The organism is Microlunatus aurantiacus (assembly GCF_039536605.1).
Taxonomy (GTDB): Bacteria; Actinomycetota; Actinomycetes; order Propionibacteriales; family Propionibacteriaceae; genus Microlunatus; species Microlunatus aurantiacus.
Genome location: NZ_BAAAYX010000010.1, coordinates 1 through 18702 on the forward strand (window position 1 = coordinate 1; position 18702 = coordinate 18702).

General features: G+C 62.7%; 16 protein-coding genes. 8 read left to right on the forward strand and 8 right to left on the reverse strand.

All coding sequences use genetic code 11. The annotated features are described in order from the left end of the window. Window positions 1–531: 531 nt before the first annotated feature. The 4 genes from ABD714_RS12940 to ABD714_RS12955 form a co-directional block, all read right to left on the reverse strand. On the reverse strand, window positions 532–912 hold the full coding sequence (locus ABD714_RS12940) for a holo-ACP synthase (RefSeq protein ID WP_344812777.1): 381 nt from the start codon (window positions 910–912) through the stop codon (window positions 532–534). 25 nt (window positions 913–937) lie between these two features. Then, window positions 938–1570, reverse strand: a complete 633-nt coding sequence (locus tag ABD714_RS12945; RefSeq protein WP_344812778.1) for a hypothetical protein — start codon at window positions 1568–1570, stop codon at window positions 938–940. 124 nt (window positions 1571–1694) lie between these two features. Next, the gene (locus ABD714_RS12950) at window positions 1695–2489 is read right to left on the reverse strand and encodes a hypothetical protein (RefSeq protein ID WP_344812779.1); all 795 of its coding nucleotides are present in this window, start codon (window positions 2487–2489) and stop codon (window positions 1695–1697) included. A gap of 49 nt (window positions 2490–2538) precedes the next feature. Next, window positions 2539–4035 (reverse strand): class I adenylate-forming enzyme family protein, encoded by a 1497-nt coding sequence (locus ABD714_RS12955; RefSeq protein ID WP_344812781.1) that lies wholly within the window; start codon window positions 4033–4035, stop codon window positions 2539–2541. 205 nt (window positions 4036–4240) lie between these two features. Here ABD714_RS12955 and ABD714_RS12960 point away from each other — a divergent pair, with 205 nt between their 5' ends. The 6 genes from ABD714_RS12960 to ABD714_RS12985 all read left to right on the forward strand — a co-directional run bounded on the left by ABD714_RS12960 (window position 4241) and on the right by ABD714_RS12985 (window position 11591). Next, on the forward strand, window positions 4241–4510 hold the full coding sequence (locus tag ABD714_RS12960) for an acyl carrier protein (protein ID WP_344812783.1): 270 nt from the start codon (window positions 4241–4243) through the stop codon (window positions 4508–4510). Beyond that, window positions 4507–4716, forward strand: coding sequence for a hypothetical protein (locus tag ABD714_RS12965; RefSeq protein WP_344812785.1), 210 nt, complete (start codon window positions 4507–4509; stop codon window positions 4714–4716). The genes ABD714_RS12960 and ABD714_RS12965 overlap by 4 nt, the downstream gene beginning before the upstream one ends. Then, on the forward strand, window positions 4716–6734 hold the full coding sequence (gene asnB / locus ABD714_RS12970; protein ID WP_344812787.1) for an asparagine synthase (glutamine-hydrolyzing): 2019 nt from the start codon (window positions 4716–4718) through the stop codon (window positions 6732–6734). Before ABD714_RS12965 ends, asnB begins: the two co-directional genes overlap by 1 nt. Beyond that, window positions 6706–7737 (forward strand): NAD(+) synthase, encoded by a 1032-nt coding sequence (gene nadE, locus ABD714_RS12975; protein WP_344812789.1) that lies wholly within the window; start codon window positions 6706–6708, stop codon window positions 7735–7737. Before asnB ends, nadE begins: the two co-directional genes overlap by 29 nt. Window positions 7738–8341: 604 nt before the next feature. Beyond that, on the forward strand, window positions 8342–9847 hold the full coding sequence (locus ABD714_RS12980) for an oligosaccharide flippase family protein (RefSeq protein WP_344812790.1): 1506 nt from the start codon (window positions 8342–8344) through the stop codon (window positions 9845–9847). A 376-nt stretch (window positions 9848–10223) separates the two neighbouring features. Further along, window positions 10224–11591, forward strand: a complete 1368-nt coding sequence (locus ABD714_RS12985; protein WP_344812791.1) for a DUF4082 domain-containing protein — start codon at window positions 10224–10226, stop codon at window positions 11589–11591. 81 nt (window positions 11592–11672) lie between these two features. Here the strand turns inward: ABD714_RS12985 and ABD714_RS12990 are convergent, their stop codons facing one another. Then, window positions 11673–12317, reverse strand: a complete 645-nt coding sequence (locus ABD714_RS12990) for a hypothetical protein (RefSeq protein WP_344812792.1) — start codon at window positions 12315–12317, stop codon at window positions 11673–11675. 739 nt (window positions 12318–13056) lie between these two features. On the opposite strand from ABD714_RS12990, the gene ABD714_RS12995 reads away from it, so the two are divergent. Next, entirely contained in the window at window positions 13057–13992 is a 936-nt protein-coding gene (locus tag ABD714_RS12995) for a glycosyltransferase family 2 protein (RefSeq protein WP_344812793.1), read from the forward strand. 26 nt (window positions 13993–14018) lie between these two features. On the opposite strand, the gene ABD714_RS13000 is transcribed toward ABD714_RS12995, so the two are convergent. The 3 genes from ABD714_RS13000 to ABD714_RS13010 form a co-directional block, all read right to left on the reverse strand. Continuing rightward, window positions 14019–14678, reverse strand: a complete 660-nt coding sequence (locus ABD714_RS13000; RefSeq protein ID WP_344812794.1) for a CatB-related O-acetyltransferase — start codon at window positions 14676–14678, stop codon at window positions 14019–14021. Further along, window positions 14656–15918, reverse strand: a complete 1263-nt coding sequence (locus tag ABD714_RS13005) for a Coenzyme F420 hydrogenase/dehydrogenase, beta subunit C-terminal domain (protein ID WP_344812795.1) — start codon at window positions 15916–15918, stop codon at window positions 14656–14658. Before ABD714_RS13005 ends, ABD714_RS13000 begins: the two co-directional genes overlap by 23 nt. A gap of 76 nt (window positions 15919–15994) precedes the next feature. Continuing rightward, entirely contained in the window at window positions 15995–17800 is a 1806-nt protein-coding gene (locus ABD714_RS13010; protein WP_344812797.1) for an asparagine synthetase B family protein, read from the reverse strand. Window positions 17801–18020: 220 nt separating this feature from the next. Here ABD714_RS13010 and ABD714_RS13015 point away from each other — a divergent pair. After that, on the forward strand, window positions 18021–18702 hold a 682-nt coding region (locus ABD714_RS13015; protein WP_344812798.1), incomplete at its 3' end, for a GNAT family N-acetyltransferase.

The window sequence follows — 18702 nt, forward strand, 5'->3', positions numbered from 1 at the left end:
CTGGTCAGGTGGTCCACTTCTGGAAGAGCGCTACTGGTCCACATCTAGAAGAGCGCTGACACCGCCGACGCCAACGCCGCCCGCACCGTGCGGCGGTGCACCCCATGCCTGGTCGCGAGCTGGCGGATCGACAGACCTTCTCGTCGATGGTCTCGCCGGATCGCCTCGAACAGCTCCACCCTGGACCTCACTTCAGGGGCCTCCCGCCGGCCGTGAACATCCACGAGCCAACGGTCCACCCGAACACAGGTGGGGCCAGGTCAAGCCGCCACAGCGGCGTGTCGATCCTCAGGGTGGGGCCAGATCAGACCGCCACACCGGGGCCAACCCAGACTCCCATTCCCATACGGGTAATGCACCGACTCCCTCCGAAGGTTGAGGCCGAAGACCCGGGTCGGTGCCATCACCTCCACCGGACCGCACCGCCGATTGAGTATCCGCTGACGCGCTCGTCGGCGCCAACCCAGGGCGTGATCACCCGCGACCCAACACGACAGCACGGGGATCGCAACTCACCCACGCAACTGCCGATCATGTCGGAATGGAACGGCCCTCCTCGCAGATCGCCACCGCCATGGCGCGATACTCGTGCACTACGACGGCAATGCTGATTGCGGACACTCCGAGGTCTCGGGCAGCAGCGGCCACCTCATCGCCCAACTTGACCGTGGGCGCAGCATCAGCACCCAGGATCGAGATCGAGCGCCATGGCACCGATCCGTCCCAGTCGATTCTGATCGACTTCCAGACCGCTTCCTTGGCGGCGAATCGGACCGCGAACGCCACCGTCGGTGACTCACTGACTCCGCACTCTGCAACTTCTTCGGTAGTGAACCAGCGGTGGATGAATCTCGAACCGCGGCGCTCGATCAGCCGGCTGATACGCCGCACGTCCGTGACGTCTACCCCCACTCCACGCAGTCTCACCCAACAGAAACTACTGGAGGGTCGACGCCAGGGCGCGAACGAACTCTGCAGCAGCAACCTGGGAGCCTAGGCTATTGAGATGTCCCGCATCCGAACTGAGCGCCCGGTTGAGGACGAGGTACCGCTGGCCCGACAGGTGTCGTACCGTCGGCTGCTGCTGCATGGTCGCCTCCACGGCTGCGATGTCGAACACGCCGTCAGTGTCCGCGTACCTAGCCCGCACCATCGAGTTGTAGCGTTCGCGGGCGAGGTTGTCGGCCGGACCACGCCGATCATCGCGACCAAGGAGAGCCTTCGTCTTGGCCTTCCAGCAGCGGTCAGTGGTCAGCGGAACGGTCGCATGAACGAACTTGACCCCTGGATGCCTCTCTCGCAGATCGTCGATGGCTGTGCAGTACGCGTCAAAGAGTGCGGTCCCGTCGGTTGACGCCGTGACATCGGCATAGCAGAACTTCATCACCGCAACATCGATCTCGGCCCCGAGTCCATCGTCCAAGATGTTCGCGAACTCCGTCAGCTTGCCGCGGGGGTCGCGGTTCATGCCTACCTTGGCGTGCGCGAGGAACGAACTCGACTGGACAAGCGCTCGGGTCTCGACGATCCTCGGAGCCACCTCATGGGCGGCGCTACACAGCAGCTCCAACCCGTTCAGGATGTTGCTACCTACCGATTGGTGAGCGAAGAACACACGAGAGTCCCGCAAGGTCTGCAGATCGTCGTGGGTAAGCCTTGAAAGCTGGAATGCAATTGTTCCCACGACGTTGGCCTCAGGCCCGCCCGGACTGGGCCACTGTCTCCAGCAGCAACACCGCCGCCTTCGACGCACCGCTCGCGTTCAGGTGCTCACCATCGCTGCTGTAGCCGGGGTACAACGACGGGAGGGTCTCGCCGTCAGGAGCGGTGGCCTCGACGGCAGCCAGGTCGAAGACCTGGTCGTCATCGAAGTTGCTCCGAATCAAGGCGTTGTAGCGTGAACGCGCCGCATTGTCGTCACGCCCTAGCACCAACTTGATGTGATCCTTGATCCCCTCCGGGCCCACGGTCAGCGGGGCGGTGGCATGCAGGAAGCGCACATCCGGGAAGTCCCGCTCCAGACCCGCCATGGTCTGCTTGTACTCGGCGAACAACGCGTCCACATCGGTGTTCCACCTGATGTCCACGTAGCAGAACTTGATCAGCGCGACGTCCACCTGATCAGCGACGCCGGAGCGCAGCGTGGAGTCGAAGTTGGCCAGTTTGACCCTCGGATGGCCGTTCTGGCCGATGAGGGCGTGCACGAGTGCCCCTTCGCCCGCCTTCGTCGGCACGGAGCCGCCGACCGGGATCTCGACCACCTTTGGCCCAGTTACCCCCTTGGCCGCGTACACCTCCGAGACGCCAGAGAGAACGTTGTTGCCGACCGACATGTGACCGAAGAAGACCCTGGACTCGGATGCTTGTTCGAGCGTCTCGACCGTGATCGCCGAGGTGGCAGTGTTCGGTGCCGGATCGTAGCTCTTCTCGGGATCCCACAAGAAGTACAGCGAGGCGGCACCCAGAATCCCTACTGCGGCGACACCCATGACCAAGCGTGACCAAGAACTGGTCTTCACGATCGTTCCCCCCGTCGATCTACAGACCCTTTGAGGGTACCTGAGACCGGATGCCGGCGAGCAGTTCTCGGAGTTCCGGCTTGGCTATCTTGCCGCTCGCCGTCAGCGGCAAGGCACCGAGGACATGGATCACCTCGGGCACCATGTGCTTGGGCAATCGAGAACGGAGCAACTCCAGCAGCGCATCAACATCGACGGACATGTCAGGTACGGCGACAATCGCCAACGTGACGGCCTCTCCGGCCGCCAGGTCCGGCAGCCCGACGGCGGCAGCCTCGGAAACGCCAGGATGGGCGAGGGCCACCTCCTCTATCTGTTGCGGAGAGACCCGGTAGCCCCAGGACTTGATGAAATCCCCGCTCCGGCCGACGATGAAGATGAAGCCTTCTGAATCCACGGTGGCCAGGTCACCGGTTCGCAGCGTTCCGTCGCGGAACTTGCGCTCCGTCGCCTCCGGGTCGTTGTAGTACCCCGGTGAGATGTTGGCGCCTCGGGCGACGATCTCGCCCGGCTCACCGGGGACCACTGGCGTGCCGGCCTCGTTCAGCACCTCGAGCGTGACTCCCGGGATGCCCCGACCGATCGATCCCAGCTTCTTTACCAGAAGGTGCGGCGGAAGGTAGGAAAGCCGCGCAGTGGCCTCCGTCTGCCCGTACATCACGAACACCTCGGCACCGGGTTGGGCAGCGGCCAGCTCTTCGATCAGCGCGGGAGTCAGCCGACCGCCTGCTTGTTGGACCTTGAGCAGCGACCCCAACTCCCGGTTGCCGTAGCTGCTCGCCCGCAACAGCAGCTGGTATGACGACGGCACACCGGCGAACCCCGTGCAGGCCTCGCTGTCGATCAGGTCGACGGCAGTCTCGGGGAAGGTGAATGTGTTACACAGCACAATGCTGCCGCCAACCGCCAGGTGAGTGTGCAACAGAGAAGCACCGAACACGTAGTGGAATGGCAAGATCACCAGCATCCGGTCACTCGCCGTCAGGCTGAGGCAGTCGATGATCGAGGTGGTGTTGGCGATCAGGTTGCCGTGGGTCGCGCGCACTGCCTTGGGCCTCGACGTGGTGCCCGAAGTGAACATCAAGGCTGCATCCGCGGCCGCGTCAGCGGCGGTGATGGGCCACGAACTCGCTCCGTTCTCACCGAGCACCGCATCGGTGATCACAGGTCGCGCGCCGAAAGCCGATCCCAGGCGTCGCTGCTGGCGTCGATCGATCAGGACAGCCGAGCAGTCCACCCAATCAGCCTGAGCAGCGAGATCGTTGACACCGTTCTTGTCCGAAAACGGCACCACCACTCCCAGCTTCATCGCGGCCAGGTAACCGGCCACCCAGAACGCCGAGTTTCCGCCGAGCAACCCGATCCGAGCACCTGGGTCCACTCCTGCCTGCTGCAGCTCCGCCACGATCCGGGCAGCAGCGCGGCGCAGCTCGGCGTAGGTCTGGCGTTGCCGACCGTCCACCACCGCGGCCACGTCGGCCTCGCCCTGGGCCAGCAGGAAGTCGCTGAAGTTCATCCCACGCTGCACTGAATGCACCCGCCTTCCGTCCGTACCCAAGGTCGTGCACCCTCCACCGATGACGCCGCGAATTCGCACCCACAGGACCCTCAGTCGCATAGTACAATCAAGCGTCCCAGAGGCCTGGCTGGCCGGGGCCGGCCGGGCTTGCAGATGAGCACGGTCGAATTCTGCATTGACGAGATGGTCGGGGCGCACATCCATGGATCAATTGATTGCAAGCCAGCTTGTTGACTTCATCACGACGGCGTATTTGTTCGGTGATGAGTCGCGGTTGCCGGCGTCCGATGAGTCACTGCTCGAAGCCGGAGTCCTCGACTCCACCGGAGTGCTCGAACTGATCGAATTCCTGGAGGAGAACTTTGAGATCTCGGTGGAGGACTCTGAGACCGTTCCCGAGAACCTGGGCAGCATCGAGGGACTGACTCGTTTCGTGCAATCGAAGACCGGTCAGGCCGCGGGATCGGTGTGAACGCCGACCTGATCGATCAGCTTCTAGCGGAGTACGAACAGCAGCGGACGGCGTACGCAGACCCGGCGCTCGAGGCTGTGCGGACAGCGATCTTCCTGGAGGACGTCTTCGGCATCACGCTGCGCGACGATCAGATCGACTTAGCGGTCCTCACTGATCCGATCGCGTTGCGCGTCCTGATATCCGACGCTGCCGTTCCACACTGATGTGCGGCATCTGCGGGATCGTCACCGACGGCCCACCTCCTGATCTCGACGTCGTTACCGCGATGATGGGACGGCTCGGCCATCGCGGACCGGACGGCAGCGGCTACCTGCGTGACCACCAGGCCGTCCTCGGCCACACTCGCCTCTCCTTGATCGACTTCGCGGGTGGGGCGCAGCCCATCGGCAACGAAGACGGCAACCTGTGGGTGACGTTCAACGGCGAGATCTTCAACTACGTCGAGCTAGCTGCCGAGCTCAACGATCGCGGTCACCGCTTCACCACGCACAGCGACACCGAGGTGATCGTGCATGCCTGGGAGGAGTGGGGGGCCGACTGCTTCAACAAGTTCAACGGTCAGTGGGCCATCGGCCTGTGGGATCGTCGACAGCGACAGCTGATCCTCTCCCGGGACCGCTTGGGCGTGCGCCCGCTCTACTATCACCTGACACCGAGAGGCATCAGCTTCGCCTCCGAGGTGAAGGCCATCTTCGCCGACCCTTCGGTGCCGCGAGCCCTCGATCCCGTCGGGCTCGATCAGACACTCACCTACTGGTCCACTGTCGCGCCGCGAACCGTGTTCGAGGGAGTCAGCCAGCTGCCGCCGGGCCACTTCGCGATCTTCGACGCAGACGGCTTTCGCAGTGAGCCATACTGGCGGATCGACTTTCCCCCGCGTGGACAGGAGCCTGGCCAGGACCTGCGCGAGAACGCCGAGATCCTCCGTGAACTGATCATCAAGGCAACCAGGCTGCGGTTCGAGCGGAGCGACTTCCCGGTCGGGGCGTACCTGTCCGGGGGCATCGACTCCGCTGTGACGGCCGCCGCGATACGACACTTCACCGACGCCAACCTCGACACCTTCTCGCTGCGGTTCGCCGACGCCGAGTTCGACGAGGGCCAGTATCAGCGCAGCATGGTTGAGCGACTTGGAACCCACCATCAAGAGATCGTGGTATCGCACCGTGACATCGCGGACGTGTTCCCACAGGTCGTCTGGCATGCAGAGGCGCCCGTCCTGCGCTCCGCACCGGCGCCCCTGTACCTGCTGTCGAAGCTGGTGCGCTCCAGCGGCTACAAGGTGGTCGTCACCGGTGAGGGTGCGGACGAGGTCCTCGGCGGCTACGACATCTACCGCGAAGCCCGGATCCGCGACTTCTGGGCTCGCGATCCGGATTCCGCCGTCCGTGGAAGGGCAGCCGAACTCCTCTACCCGTGGATGGCACGCAACCCGGGACAGGCGCCCGCGTTCGCTCGCGGCTTCTTCGGCCAGGACCTGGATCCGACCGATCCGGCGATGTCACACCGACCACGATGGAAGTCCACGGCCGCACTAAAGAGCATGCTCACCGCCGCTATCCGCGATGCGGTCGGTACCGCTCCGCAACCGGATCTGGCGACCGAGCTACCTGACGGCAGCCAGCGCTGGGACCCGCTGGCGCGCGCACAGTGGCTGGAGATGACCACGCTGCTGCCTGGCTACATCCTCGCGTCCCAAGGCGATCGGATGCTGATGGCGAACTCCGTCGAGGGCCGGTTCCCGTTCCTCGACCGCGACGTCGTCGACTTCGCCAACCGATTGCCGGCCCGCCACAAGCTCCTAGGTCTGGACGAGAAGTTCCTGCTCAAAGTTGCCTTCGCGGACCTGGTTCCCGAAGAGATCCGACATCGCGCCAAACAGCCCTACCGGGCGCCGGACGCTGCCAGCTTCTTCCCCGGCGGCACCCTGCCGGACTGGGTGGAGGACGCGGTCTCTCCCGCTGCGCTGCTGGCGAGCGGGGTCTTCGACCCGCGCCAGGTGGCAGGTCTGGTGGCCAAGGCGAAGACCCGCAGCGGTCGCTTTGGGAACACCGACAACATGCGTGTCCTGGCCGTGCTCTCCACTCAGCTCATCCATCGGCAGTTCATCACCGACCCCGCATGGGTTGGTGCGCAGACGCCGCCGGAGCCAGCTCACATAATCGACTTCGTCTCTGCTGAAAGGGAAACCGATGACACCACCGACTCCATTCGGGCCTGAGAGCCTTGCTCTCGATCTGGCCGCAGAGACCGAACGCATCAGCGAGCGGATTCGCGCCTACCTGACCGCCACCAAGCGCAAGGGTGCCGTGATCGCCCTGTCCGGGGGGATCGACTCGAGTGTGACCGCGGCGCTGTGCGTTCGGGCTCTGGGCAGCCAGCGGGTCTTCGGACTGCACATGCCCGAGCGAGCTTCGTCGCCCGAGACCATCGAGCTCAGTACGGCGGTCTCCGACACTTTCGGGTTTGAATCCACCCTCGAGGAGATCGCCGACGCGCTGGAGGCGGCTGGCTGCTACCGGCGCTACGACGAGTCCGTTCGCAAGGTGGTGCCCGACTACGGACCCGGCTGGAAGTCGAAGATCGTGCTCCCGAGCGTCACCGAGTCCGACATGCTCCGGATCTACTCGGTGGTGGTCGAGGATCCTGACGGCAACCAGAGCCGTCACCGGCTGTCCACCGAGGCCTACCTCGGTGTGGTGGCGGCGACGAACTTCAAGCAGCGGATCCGCAAGATGATGGAGTACTACCACGCCGACCGGTTGCACTACGTCACCACCGGAACCCCCAACCGACTCGAATACGACCAGGGCTTCTTCGTGAAGCTGGGCGACGGGTCGGCGGACGTCAAGCCGATCGCCCACCTCTACAAGTCCCAGGTGTACGCCCTTGCCGAGCACCTGGGTGTGCCCGAGGCCATCCGCGTACGCCCGTCGACCACGGACACCTACTCGCTGCCCCAGTCGCAAGAGGAGTTCTATTTCTCGCTGCCGTATCAGCGCATGGATCTGTGTCTGTACGGTAAGAACAACCATGCGCCGACATCGGAGATCGCGGCGGCGACCGGGCTCACCGAGGAGGAGGTGCAACGTGTGTACCGAGATATCGATCAGAAGCGGAAAACCACCCAGTACTTGCACCTGGACCCGGAACTCATCGAGGACATCCCAGAGATCGCCCACACACTGGAGGGGGCGAGCATCCTCGCCGACGCCCGGCAATGACCAGCGGGCTCGGTCTGTCCGCTGCCACCAGCGTCACGGCGACGTCGCTCCGTCGAGGATTGGCGACCTGCTCAATCGAAAACTCGTCGTCCGTGGCTTTCGACGGCCTGGCAGCCATGTCGTTGCCGGCGACGCGCGCCTTCACCGGCTGTGACGGCATCATCGGCCCAGTCCTCAACCGGTTCTCCGGTAGCAAGCTCAGCCGCCCGTCTTCTACTGCCAATCGACCTGGGCGACTTCGGTCACCAGTCGGTCGATCATGACGTGTTGATGAGCACCGATCTGATCTCGCACAGCGCTGCGAGGCAGCCCAACCGCGCTCACCTCGCCGAGGGCGGAAACCGCTTCCCGAAAACGGCCTCTTCGCCCACCCCGAAGCAGGGCCACAACATCCGAGATTGGCGCCTCTGGGACATCGCCGGGGCAGGTGCCGATCCTGATCGTGAGTGCGTGCGCGGCAACAACACGAGAGTTTCAAGACAATGTTCCGCGGCCCTACCGGAGACGGTGGTCTCGTGAACGCTGTGGGCGAAGCGGGGGCGACCGCCCCATTCATCGAGCTGACGAGAAAAGCCCTAGCTAGGAAGCTGGTGTCCGTGACCAGATGAACGCGCCAGAGCAAGCGCCCTCCGGCACCGGGATGGACCGGCGCGCCCTACGTGGAGGCGGCCTGCTGGCGGCTGGCACCATCGTGGAGCGACTCGCCCGGTTGGGCCGCAACATCCTGCTCGCGCGGGTAATCGCACCAGACCAGTTCGGGGTGATGGCTATTGCCCTTGCTGTGATCGGCCTGTTCGAGGCGATCACCGAGTTGGGGGTCGCGCAGGCGGTCATCCAGAACAAGAAGGGTGACACCCCTGCCTTTCTCAATGTCGCCTGGTGGTTCGGGGTAGTCCGAGGGCTGGCGTTGGTCATGATCGCCCTTCCGCTGGCACCACTACTCGCAACGTTCTACGACATCCCGGAGCTGAACGATCTGTTGCTGGCGGCACCACTGACCATGCTTTTCACGGGACTCACCAGCCCGCGAATTTACGCGCTGCAACGCCAGTTCAAATTCGGCGCCACACTGTGGACTACCCAGGGCGCTGGCGTCCTGGCAACCATTTTCACCGTCATCGTCGGTTATCAGCTCCAGAACGCCTGGGCGCTGATGCTCGGGGTCATCTTCGAAGCCTTCCTGCGTTGCGTCCTGTCCTTCGTCTTCGTCCCCATCAAGCCCAGCTTCAAGCTCGATCCCGAAGCGCGACGCGATCTGTTCAAATTCACCAAGGGTATGGCAGGGCTGCCGCTCCTCACCTTTATGATCCTGCAGGCCGACACCTTCGTGCTTGGCCGAGTTTCCACCACAGCGCTGTTGGGGCTCTACTCCATGGCCACCGCCCTGGCCAACTTCCCGTTGATGCTGTTCTCCAAGGTGGTCCAACCCCTGGTCGTACCGATCTTCACCACCGTTCAGGATGTGCGCCCGACTCTGCAGATCAGAGTCGGGCAGCTGTCACGCCTCGTCTGGATGTTCGGGCTTCCGATGGCGACGATCATGGCGATATTCTCTGAGCCGCTGCTCGTCTTGACATACGGGCGGCCGGATTTCTCCGAGGTGGCGCTTGCATTTTCAATTTATGCGTTCTTCGTCGTCGTCTACATGGCGTCCATGGTGAGCTTCTCGGTCTATCTGGCCATCGGCAAGCCAGAGCGACAGCGTCTCGTCACGATCGTCCGAGCAGTGTTGGTGCTCGCCACCATTTATCCGCTGTCGGTCCGGTGGGGACCGACGGGCGCTGCGCTGTCGCTCTTGTTGGCGTTGGTGCTTGCGATGGCTGTGCAGCTCTTCATACTTCGTCGGGTCATCGGGCTTCCGATTCACACCTACCTAGCCACGATGCGCAACGGAATCATCGCCGCCTTCGTCGCCGCGATTCCATCGCTCGCGGTTCAGCGGTTCCTCGACCTCCCGAACTTCGCTGCAGTGGGATCCGCGGCTGCGATCGGGCTCGCTGCCTGGGGCGTCTGCATCCTGTTGGAGAGGCGCGAACTGCGGCAGCTGCGCAGGGCAGGTGCGACATATGATGCCGCCGCCCCACCCGGTCCGACCCAGAACGACCTCTGATCAGCCGCTCTGAATATCGTACGGAACCGGGGACGCGCGTCCACGGGAACTGGCCACGAGTTCCGACAGCGCCGATCGCCCGGCTCCGCCAAGTGCACGAGTCAAATGGCCGAGCATGATCAGATCGGTTGAGTCCCTTTTGTAACAGTTTGACAACTTTTCAACGTTGCCTCAGGATGAGTCCCGTCCGACCTTGGTCGGATCAGACCACTCGCCGAGGCCAAGGATGTGCGAAACCGCTATGCGTCACAGTTCAGCAACCGGAACTGCTCAATCTGGTACGCGGCGCAAGCAATGGTTGCGCGTCACTGTCATCGTAGCGCTACTGGTCTCGACTTTGAGTTATGCAGCCTCTTCCAGGTCGGCCGCGTCCCCGGTGACCGGTGGGCTGGTACGAGCCGGTGGCGAGCCGGTCATCGTGCGATCGGACAGCCCGATCGAGGCCGGCATCGAGTTCAGCAGCAGCGTCGCAGGCAAGGTGACGGCCCTGCGTGTCTACGTTGCCGGCTCCCGGGGAACCCACCGTGCCGCGTTGTGGAACTCAGGTGGACGGCTGTTGGCGAAGTCTTACTTCACGCCAGAGGCCAGTCCTGGTTGGCTGGACGTGCAGCTGGCCTCTCCCGTCCTTCTGACAGCTGGTCAGCGCTATGTCGTCTCGTTGTACTCCTCCGCCGGCCAGTATGCGGTGGGCGCCGACGAGTTCACGGCAGATCGCGCGAACGGGCCACTCACGGCTCATCGAGCGCTCTATCGCAACGGCAAGGCATTCCCGAGGACCCAGTCCGACAAGCATTACCTGGTTGACGTCGCCTTCAGCTACGACGAGACCGAGTCGCCCGAACCGACCACCCCACCCACCTCGACTCCTCTGCCCACGGCAACACCGTCCGCGCCGCCCACTTCGCCCCCTCGACCAACCGCATCTCCTACGATTACCTCCGGACCCACGACCACCCCGGCGCCACCATCGGGCGGGTGGCCGAACGCCGCCAACACCGGGGTTCCGGCCGGCACGACGCTGTCGCCATATACCGGGCCCTGCACCATCGCCACCGCCAATGTGGTGATCGACGCTCGCACGGTCAACTGCACGCTCCAGATCCAGGCTCCTGGTGTCAGGATCACTCGGTCGCTCATCAACGGCGGTGTGGATGTGCGGTCAGCCGCTTCCGGAAGCTCCTTTACGATCACCGACAGCGAGGTTCGCATCGGCGACAATCTAAACACCGGATTGATGCGCGCGAACTTCCACGCCAATCGCGTCGAGATCACTGGAGGTCGTCGATCTGTCTACTGCGAGACCAACTGCGTGATCGAGAACTCGTGGGTACACGGTCAGGGCGGTGACCCCGCGGGCCAGGCTCATTTCAGTGGTATCCGCATGAGCCAGAACACGACGATTCGACACAACACCATTACCTGCGACGGCCGGAGGTTGCCGCCTGCATCGGGCTGCTCTGCCGGATTGACCGGATACGGCGACTTTGCCCCGGTGCAGAACAACCTGATCGAGAACAACATTTTCTACGGCGGGACCTCGACCGTCTGCGCCTACGGCGGATCTTCTCAGAGTAAGCCGTATTCAAGTAGAGCCAGCAACATCCGGTTCATCAACAACGTCTTCGTGCGGGGAGCATCGGGGCGTTGCGGAAATCTAGGAGCGATCTTCTCGTTCGACTCCACGGCGCCAGGCAACAGCTGGGTTGGCAACACCTGGGATGACGGCACTCAACTCAGGCCGTAGCCGGCCTCGGACCGGAATTAAAAAAACGACCTTGTATTGAGCACCAGGAGTACATCGGCTGAAACGCCGAACCGCCCGCCACTACCTCCCGAAGTTTGGCGGCGTCAATTCGGTCCCATCATCCCAGGTGTTATTCTGCCAGACGTTTCCTGGGGCTGACGGATCAAATCCACTGATCGGTCCAAGGTTGCCGCACTTTCCGTTTGATCCACGTTGAAAGACGTTGTCGACGAATCGAATATGACCAGCCTGGTCAGAGTACTCTTTTCCCCTAGTGGAGCCGCCGAAGGCGCAGAAGGATGAGTCGCCACGGAGGAAGAAGTTCTTCTCTATGAGATTGTTCCGCACCGGAGCGAAACCTCCGTAGCCAGTGAGCGCCGCAGAGCAACCTGCGCCCGGCGGCGTCCGCGGTGCGTCACAGATAATCGTGTTGTGACGCACGACCGTGTTCTGGCTCATGCGGATACCACTGAAATGAGCCTTTCCAGCGGGATCACCGGACTGACCATGAACCCAAGAGTTCTCGATCCTACAGTTGGTGGCGCAATACATGGAGCGATTCCCACCTGTGACCTCTACCCGGTCGGCGGTGAAGTTGCCGTTACCAATACCTGTGATCAGTTTGTCTCCGACGTGGACCTCGCTGTCGGAGATCGTGAACGAGTGACCCGCCGCCGTGTCGCGAAGGTTGATGTTGCCCTTGATCCGAGAGCGGGTGATCTTCACGTCCGATGCGTGGATTCGTAGTCCACAGTTGACGACCATCGCATCGATGATTGTTCCCGGTTTGGTGATCTCGCACCCGCCGGTGTAGTTCGTCAGTTCGGTCCCCTCCGGTACACCCGTGCTCGATGCGTCCGGCCACCCCCCTCCTACCGAGGTAGCTGTCGCACTAGGCCCACCTGACTGCGCGGCTGACGCCGTCGGCGACTCTGATGGCTGCGGAGTCGGCAATGCTGAGAGTGATGACGACTCTGGCAACGCCGTCGAACTGGAGGGAGCCGGGGTCTCTGCTGGCGCCGACGGTGTTGTGCATGCGGCAAGGCCAGCGAACACGACCAGAATCCCGCCTGCTGCGATCTTCGAACCGAGGTGTGGGCCACGTTCTGATCGCGAAGCTGGGCGCAGCTTCCCCCTGCTTCCGTCCATGTCCGGATGTTAGTCGTCACCCTGCTGCCATACAAGAAAACCGGGAAGCTGCTCTCCCTCGCTGTATAGGCTGAAGACCGGGCGTGCTTCTGGGCTGAGTACAAGATCAGCAAGGACCGTCCGAGACTCCGAACCAAGCGCACCCACCTGGAGCGCAGCGTGTTCACCGATCCCAACAGCCCAGTCAGCGCAGGCGCATGCCACGGCGCTCGTGTCGGCTGATGGCCCGCAGCCCACACGACGGGCAACCATCATCGCAGCACTACCATCACCACGAAACGCCACCACGACGGTGTCCAGACCATACGCTAGGCTCATGCAATCGAAACCGGACGTCTCGATCGTCATAGTGAACTGGAATACCCGCCAGTACCTGCTCGACTGCATCGCCTCGCTCCTGGAGAACACCGAACGGGCCTCGATCGAGATCATCGTGGTCGACAACGCGTCCTCGGACGGATCGCAAGATGCGCTACTGGAGGTGTATCCAAAGGTCCGGCTGATTCAAAACACGGAGAATCTGGGATTCGCCAAGGCGAACAACATCGGATTCGCGGCCGCTAGGGGAGCGGCATATTGTTTGGTGAATACTGACGTCATTGCCCTGGACGGTGTCATCGACAGATTGTGGGATTATCTCGTCACGCATCCCGGGGTAGGGATGGTAGGTCCGCGGACAATCGATCGTGACCTGAAGACACGACGAAACTGTCGGCGGTTCCCCACGATCGGCAATGCCTGCGGTGACTATCTTTGGCTGCGCCGACTTCCGTTGCTTAGGCTGGAGGGGCGTGCACTGGGGATCGAGACCTACGCCGACACCCACCACGCAGAGGTTCTCTCGGGGTGTTTCATGATGGTCCGCCGTGAGGCCGTCGAAGAGGTTGGGTTGCTCGACGAAGGATTCTTCTTCTACGGGGAGGACACCGACTGGTGTAAGCGCTTCAGCGACAAGGGCTGGGATAGAATCTACCACCCCGCGGCCAAAGCAATTCATTTTGGCGGCGGGAGCTCGGCGGCCTACCCGGTCAGGTACTACCTGACAATGGAGAAAGCTGACTTGCGCTACTGGAAGAAGCACCACCCGCCCCGGCATGTGGCTCTGTATATGGTGATCAAGTTGATCCATCACGTCGTTTCCGTCGCTGGCTGGGGAGCGTTGTGGCTCGGTCGCCAGCCCGGTGCCTCACTCAAGGTCCGCGGCCATGCGATCAATACGATCTGGTTGATGACGGGGCGCAGCCTGGCTTAAGTGGGCGAGAGAACTGGTTCCCGGATTCACCCGTTCCATTCAGGCGGGCCGATTGCACCCTCTGCAAATCGATCCACATCTGGAGCCAGTTCGTCAATATCGCGCTCCCACCATTTCTCCTGAATCAGACTGGAAATCGTCTCCGGTGGGAATCTATAACGTACCACTCGACCCGGATTTCCAACGACGATTGCATACGGCGGAACGTCTTTGAACGCCACTGCCCCGGCGCCGATCACGGCTCCGTCCCCGATATCCCGGACGTTCGACGTCACGATGGCGTTGTGGCCGAGCCAGACGTCGTTGCCGATTCTCAGCTCGCCGTAGTCTCGAACACGGTCGGTGTACCCGAGATTCGAGTTGAAGAAGAACCCATGCATACCCTTGAAGTCCGTCGGATGATCGAGCGTGGCTGCGAAAGCCGTCCGAGCGATGGAGCTGTACCGCCCGATAGTCGTGTTTCGGCCGAATGCGTAGGGGACAAAGCATCCGCCATGCGTATACATCCCGATGTCGACCTCGTGATACTGCCTGAAGATCTCGCGCAACGTGGGAGAGTACATCTCGCCCCTCTCGAGTCGATTGATCAGCTTGACGACAACCGACCGGCCAACCGCGCCACGACCGTAGAGCCGCACCAGCGCCGCTGAAGAATCCCGCATGTCAGCTACTCCTGTCTGACTCATCGAATGAAGTGTCGCGAGGTTCGGGACGAAGATATCCCCGCTGAACCGCACGCCTAAGCATTCCAAAATACTCCTTCGCTCGAGCCTTCACGCTCAGCTGGGCTGTGGCCGACGCCAACCTGAAGCCCGGGAACTTCGGCGTAGGAAGCAGCAGCGACCGCAGCGCCGCCAACCTTGCCTGCAGCAGCATCCGGCGACGAACCAGCCCCTGGGCGGCCACGACCTCGGCGTAGCCGCTCGGCGTCACCTCCAAATATCTGTCGTCCACCGCCCCCTCCACGATCCTTCGACCGCGAGTCGTACGGGCCAGGATCAGCGATATCCCAGGACCCTGCTCGTCTTTCCTGTGCCATGCATCACCGCCGGTCACGTCGGCGAGCTCGCCGAGACCGTCAGGACAGAGTTGGCATCGCAACTGGCGTTGACGACCTGCCAACTGGCTCCATGAGCTCTCGTAGCTCACACTTGCAGTCCCCCCGTTCGCCGCCGTGACCTTGAAGTCTCCGGGCCAGCCGTTGCCCCGATATCGCAGGGAGGTGATGCTCTCCGAATCCGGGAACCCCAGCTCACCGGCAAGTCTCATGCTGGCGGCCGACATCGGCGTCCCCGCGCAGAAGAAGCTCAATACGAGCCCGAGATTTCTGTCCAGCTTCGGTCGAGTGGCTCGCAGCCGGGCCACGGCGGCAACATCGCATGGCTTCCCGACAAACACGCATGGCCTGTCGCTCTCTTCGATCAGCCGGAGAGCTTCCACCGGTGAGGAAGTCGTATACCGGGATGAACTGTTCTCGATCAGCTCACGGCGGTCCGTGCTGACAACGGTTCGGTTCCGCCACGGCCGCTCAGGGTCCATCCCGGTATGGACGACAAGCGCCATCCCAAGCCGTTCAAGGCAGTATGCGGCCAGGGCGGTCACCACGCCGCCAGACGATCCAGCCCATCGGATCTCGTCATCGGCGGCCCAACCCTCCCAGATCTTCTCCGACGGACCGACCAGGACCTCATCGGCATCCGGCTCACGTTGCGACCAGCCCGCGGACTTCACCTCGACCCCAGGACAGACCGCGGCGATTTCGTTCTTCACGTACAACGGCAGTTGCTTGACACCGACGGGCCGTCGCCCGACGTCAGGGAAATCCACCATGCTGACGCCGTGATCTTGGCCCAGGTACGCACAGGCTCCACAACCCGAGCACAATCGTTGATCGAGCACGGCGTCTATCGGGTGGCGCTTCGCCATGAGGGACCTCCTCAGAGATCGGATCGGACTAGCGTTCTCCAGCACAGCGAAAAAGGTGCTACCGAAGGCCCGAGGTTCAGGGCTCCCGTCGTTCATTGTCCGCCGGACCGCGTTGCTCGCCAAGAGGTCCGCAAGCGACCAACACATTCATCAGGAGCGCGAGCGAACTCGGCGCTGGTGTCTGTGACCCCCGCAGAAGACCCTCCAGCCAGTTTGTGGCGAATACACCAGACTTGAAGGCTGGCTCGAGCAACTCCGGACATTCTCGCAGGTGGTCCCAGAGCAGTCGTGCGATCACCGCTCCACCTGCGGGTGGACGCCGCGTACGGAGCAGGCGCTGTTGTGCCTTCCGTGCCGCCGCATTCATGGTTGACACCTGGATGCTGGCCCAGTTCTTCAACGCAGGCTGGGCATAAGCCCGTGGCGGCGGCCGATCATCCAGTCGGATCGAAGCCAGCTCATCGTCAAGTGCCAACTGCAACCGCGCCAAGAATCTGGAGTGCTGCTTGTCTTTTGGCGTCAGGCCCCGGGCGATCTCAAGGAAGCGATAGTCGAGCATCGGATTCGTCAAGATCCGATCAAAACACACGGCCGATTCGCCCAGGCCTGCCCACCGTTGCATGCGATGTCGATAGTAGAGCTCGTCAGTTGCCTCGTACCAAGACGTTCCGCCCCCACGCAACGCTTCATGGACAGCGTCTAGTGCGGTTTGGAATGCATCCCTCGACAGCCGCTCCGCGAGGGCTTCGGGTTCCACCGGTTCGTTGGCGAACATCCGCCACCGTGCCAGCCGCTCGGTACGCTGCTCAGTCAGTGGCGTCGGACGAACTCGACCAGCGTAATAGAAGCCCCGCGCAATCTCTCCCCCGAGTCCGGACAGGCGTGGACCCTGCTCGATCGAGCGCTCTGCCCACAAGGTTGCCGCCCTGGCCAGCGGGTCCGCCATGCAGTCCAGTCGCACAGCGGCCTCCCACACCAGCTCGTAGCACTGAACCGGTGTCAGGCCTGTCAATCCATCGAGGGAGAGGACCGAGTGACGCAGACCGAACCGCGCTGAGAGCTCGGCGGCCACTGCCGCATCCGCCGTTCCGGGCGCGTCCACCGTCATCACCCTCAGGCCCCGCCGACGAGACACGGGGATCGCGCTCAACAGGAGGCGGGAGTCCTGTCCACCAGTCAACTGGAGCACCGGGTCCGGATTCTCGTCCAAGTACCTCCCCAGGAAGTGGCGCATCAGGGTCGAAGCCCGTCTGACCGCTTCATCCAATGTGAGCGGTTCGATCTCGGTTACCGGAGCGAAGTTGCTTGTGGCTCCGGCAGAAGTCACGGTCACACTCTCACCGGGAGGAAGCTTCTCAACCCCCCCGAATAACGTCGACTGACCGAGCTGCCAGCCAAGCTGGCTCTGCACGGCCAGTGCGTCCTCGTCCAGCCCGGAACCGTCGATCGCCGACAGAGCGCGCGCCGACGTCGAAACCGCAGTCAACGCTGAGTTCGAGATCCGGTAGATCTGTCGAAATCCCATGCGATCCGCGGCTACCCGCACACCGTCACGGGCTAGCCCCAAGGCAGCGAACGGAGGGAGCATCTCATCGAGCGGTCGAAGAGAGCTCTCCGCGATCCAGCGGGCAATCTCGGAGGGAGCAACGCTGCCGTCCCGATGCCAATTGGTCCGGCTCAAGATCAGCGGCTGATCGGGCGTCAGGGTCTTCTGCGGAAGCCCCCACACGCCCAAACCGATGCCATGGGCGTCTGAGACGAAGGCATCAGGAACGCCGATCGCCGCGAGCGCACCTGACAGCTCATCGAGCGCGGGTTGTCCATCGCGCCGCGTCACCGCGAGCACGCCAGGCAGAGCACCCAACGACATCCGTGCCTCCATCTGACCTCTCGCGCGTCGGTGACCCAACTATAGAAGCCCCTACGCCGACGCGCTGGCGATTGACCACCGGCGACAACGAGCTCTGCACCCCTGCCGGCCTGCGACAGCCAACCGCCCACCCCGTCCTGGCCCTCAGATCCTTCATCCGTATGCTCAGAAGTGAGAAGTTCGGCTGACCCCGAGGTGGGTGGCGTCACATGATTCAGTGCAAGCGGTACCGATGAGTGTCGAACGTGATGGCATCGAATTCGGATCTCTAACCGACTCAGATTTCCAAGGGATTTCGGATCTGATCACCAGAATGGACTCCACCGAAGCCGATCAGCGACTCCGAAACAAGAGCGAGGTGTACTACCGCTGGATGTACCAAGCGAACCCCTCCGGTCGTGCGATCGTTCATTCTGGTCGCCACCAGGGCAGGGTGGTCAGTTCCTTCGCGGTAGCGCCGAAAAAGGTTCAAGTCGATGGCCAGGAGATGGTCATCGGAAAGACTATGGATATGTTCACCGATCCGGCCTATCAGGGGAAGGGTTTGATCAAGCAATGCACCACTGCAGTCTTCGAGGGGGCCAGGAAGGCTGGCATTCGCGGTTGGTACGTAACGCCTTCACCCAACTCCTACCCGATCTTCAAGGGAAAGTGGGGTTACCGCGAGGACCTTCAGCTGATCTACCGGTCCAGAATTCTTGATTACTCGAAGGTGCTCGCTGCGGCGATCAAGCCGCCGTTGTTGGGACGTGCTGCTGGGTCGATAGTCGACATTGCAACCCATCTCGTTCCCCATCAGTCAACGCGATTCACAAACGGGTATGAGGCGCGACAGCTCCACGACTTCGGTCCCGAGGTGGACGTACTGTGGACGAAGGTTCGCCCCGGCTACCGCGTTGCCCTCGTTCGAGATT